A 2,183-nucleotide genomic window follows, 5' to 3' on the forward strand; every position below is an offset into this window, starting at 1 on the left:
GTGTAGCGCTGCCGCCCCAGGTCGTCTTCGCCATCGAGGTGGCGCAGGAACGCGGCCACCACATCGTCGATGTACACCAGTTCCAACTCCCGCTCGGGGTCGGAGATGGTGATGTCCAGGTCGCGGGCGATATTGTGGCAGAAGGTGGCGACCACGGTGTTGTAGTTCGGCCGCGACCACTTGCCGAACACGTTGGGCAGCCGGTAGACCGCCACCGGTGCGCCGGTGCGCCGGGCGTAATCGACCAGCGCCTCTTCGTGGCCCTGATCATCATGGCCATGGCCACGTCCATGCTCAGCGGCCCCCTCATGCGCCTGGGCCTTGGGACCAAGAGGAAATCGCGGCTCCAGGACGCCCTGTCATCCAAACTATTCGTCCCCGACCTTCAGGCCCAGACCCGCCGCCATGCCATCGAGGCTCTGGCGGCATCGGCCGCCGAGGTCGAAGGACTGGATCCCCAGGCCGTGACCGCAGCGGCCTGGTCCCGGGAGGAGGCCATGGGCACCGGCATCGGCAACGGCGTGGCCATTCCCCACGCCCGCATCCCGGCTTTAAATGAGCCCCGGATCGTGGTGGGTATCTCGGCTGCGGGCCTGGACTTCGACGCCCCGGACGACATCCCGGCCCATGTGATCTTCCTCATTCTCACCCCCCAGAACGACCCCTGCGCCCATTTGGACATCGTCTCAGGCATCGCCCGGCTCTTCCGGGACCGATCCATGCTCGATCGGTTCCTGACCGTTGGCAGCTTCACGGATTTTTTGGCCCTGGTCCAAACCGGGGTCCAATGGAAACGATAGGAGGAATCAGAAGTTGCAAGCTCGGCCCGTTCGTCAGAATGATCTTGCGACCATCTGCGGTTTCCCCAGAAACGCCGAAGAACTCTTTCATTTTTTTCCAAAAGCCGAGTTCCCCTTGACTCCGGAACGGCTTCAGGAAGCCATCGACGCACGGTCCGACTCCACGGTGGTGGATCTGGATGGAGATCCGATCGCCTTTGCCAACTTTTATCGATGGAATTTTCAAGGCCGGTGCAGCATCGGAAACGTCGTCGTCGCCCCGGCGGCCCGAGGCCGAGGCGTGGCCGTCTTTCTCGTCCGCCACATGATCGATCTGGCCTTTTCCAAGCACGAAGCCTCGGAAATCAGCGTGTCCTGCTTCAACGCCAATACCTCCGGCCTGCTCCTGTACGCCAAGCTCGGTTTTGAACCCTTTGCCATGGAGGAGCGCCGCGACGGTTCCGGTCGCCGCCTCGCCCTCCTGCACATGCACCTGAATCGAACAACCCAAGCCAACACCCTGGCCAAACAAATGGAGACATAGTTTGAACAAACAACGAATAATATTGTCCTATGTCATGGATCTGCCGGCCTCCCCGGAAAAAGTTTTCCCCCTGCTCTGCCCGGTCCGGGAGCGAGAATGGATTGAGCCCTGGCGATGCGAGATGGTCTATTCCGATTCAGGCTTGGTCGAGCTCGACTGCATCTTCACCACGGAATTTCTTGACGACGGCCCTCGCGACACTTGGGTCGTCAGCAGGCACGAGCCCCCGAAGGCCATTGAATTCGTCCGCATCAATCCCCTGAGGTCCATCCGTTACGCCATCCGTCTCCTGGAGGCCGAGGCCGACACCAGCAGATGGGAGTGGAGGCAAGTCTGCACCGCCCTAAACGAGGCCGGAGAAAATTTTCTGGCTGGATTGAGCCAGGAGGGCTTTGGCGAGGAAATGACTGTGCTGCAAACCATGCTTGCCCACTACCTGCGGACAGGGACGATGTTCTCTTTTACGTTGTCGGAAACCCAGAGGGTCTGATCCTCGAAAAAAACCATCTTCAAGGAGCAACCATGAGCACGTCCGTCGCCCGCATCATCGCCGGTCTCTTCCTCGGCCTGTTCCTGGCCGCCTGTCAGGGCGGTTCCGGATCCGACGGCCAGTCCACGGCCCTGCTGGTCACCGACGTCCATTTCGACCCCTTCCGCCAGCCCCAGCTGGTGGCCGAGCTTGACGCCCGGCCCTGGACCGAATGGGCCGACATATTCTCCTCCGGCAACGACACCATCCCCCTGGCCGGTCAGACCTGCGGGCCAGCTCTTCTGGACTCCCTGAAGGCCAACCTGGCCCGATTGGAACCCGCTCCCGACCTCATCCTTTTCCCCGGAGACATCCTGGCCCACAATTTCAA

The 2,183-nt window shown here is 61.4% G+C and carries 5 protein-coding genes; 4 read left to right on the forward strand and 1 reads right to left on the reverse strand.

Annotated elements, in window-relative coordinates; translation table 11 throughout:
- A partial coding sequence (locus tag EOM25_14205) for an NAD-dependent epimerase/dehydratase family protein (GenBank protein NCC26327.1) occupies positions 1-350 on the reverse strand: 350 nt, incomplete at its 3' end.
- Between EOM25_14205 and EOM25_14210 the strand changes: the two genes are divergently transcribed.
- The 4 genes from EOM25_14210 to EOM25_14225 all read left to right on the forward strand — a co-directional run.
- Positions 258-800 (forward strand): PTS sugar transporter subunit IIA, encoded by a 543-nt coding sequence (locus EOM25_14210; GenBank protein ID NCC26328.1) that lies wholly within the window; start codon positions 258-260, stop codon positions 798-800. The two genes, EOM25_14205 and EOM25_14210, sit on opposite strands and share 93 nt — an antisense overlap.
- 13 nt (positions 801-813) lie before the next feature.
- Complete coding sequence (locus tag EOM25_14215) at positions 814-1,323, forward strand: GNAT family N-acetyltransferase (GenBank protein NCC26329.1); 510 nt, start codon at positions 814-816, stop codon at positions 1,321-1,323.
- Between the two features lies 1 nt (position 1,324).
- The gene (locus EOM25_14220; protein ID NCC26330.1) at positions 1,325-1,813 is read left to right on the forward strand and encodes a hypothetical protein; all 489 of its coding nucleotides are present in this window, start codon (positions 1,325-1,327) and stop codon (positions 1,811-1,813) included.
- Positions 1,814-1,845: 32 nt separating this feature from the next.
- Positions 1,846-2,183 (forward strand): phosphoesterase (locus tag EOM25_14225; protein NCC26331.1); only part of this gene is annotated, 338 nt, incomplete at its 3' end.

Source organism: Deltaproteobacteria bacterium, assembly GCA_009929795.1.
Classification (GTDB): Bacteria; Desulfobacterota; Desulfovibrionia; order Desulfovibrionales; family Desulfomicrobiaceae; genus RZZR01.